Source organism: Protofrankia sp. CiP1_Cm_nod1 (assembly GCF_920888515.1).
In the GTDB taxonomy this organism is placed as follows: domain Bacteria; phylum Actinomycetota; class Actinomycetes; order Frankiales; family Frankiaceae; genus Protofrankia.
The window spans coordinates 10,070-10,657 of sequence record NZ_CAKKTM010000381.1 but is presented as its reverse complement, the minus strand read 5'-3'; the positions used below and the strand labels follow the sequence as shown (position 1 = coordinate 10,657).

Below are 588 nucleotides of genomic sequence, written 5' to 3'. Positions count from 1 at the left end.
TCCGCTGGTGTGTCAGGCCCCGCCGGGTACGGTCAGGATCCGTCCGCTTACCCGACACAGAGCCGCCTGTCGCATCTTCCGCGTCCCGCGGCATGCCGCGACCCGGGGTGCCGCGGTCCGGGGTGCCGCGGTCCGGGGTGCCGCGGTCCGGGGTGCCGGGGCCCGTGGCTCACCTCGCCCCTGGCAGCCGGGGCACCGCCGCCATCAGCGACCGGCTGTAGGGGTGGGCCGGTGCGGACAGCACCGCCTCGGTGGCGCCGCGCTCCACCACCTCGCCGCGGTGCATGACGATCACCTGGTCGCACAGCCGGGCGACCACGCCGATGTCATGGGAGACGACGACCAGGCTGAGCCGGTAGCTCGCGGCGAGCGCCGCCAGCAGGTCCAGGATCTGCGCGCGCACCGACACGTCCAGGGCACTCACCGGTTCGTCACCGACGAGCACCCGCGGGCGGGGCGCGAGCGCCCGGGCGATGGCGATGCGCTGCCGCTGCCCACCGGAGAACTCGTGCGGGTAACGTGCGCGGACGTCCGGGTCGAGGCCGACCGCGCGCAGCACCTCGTCGACGCGGGCGTGCCGGCCGGCGC

General features: G+C 76.0%; 1 protein-coding gene. It reads right to left on the bottom strand.

Features of this window, described 5'->3' with window-relative positions:
• Nucleotides 1-169 precede the first annotated feature (169 nt).
• A partial coding sequence (locus NBX02_RS17045; protein WP_250292163.1) for an ABC transporter ATP-binding protein occupies nucleotides 170-588 on the bottom strand: 419 nt, incomplete at its 5' end.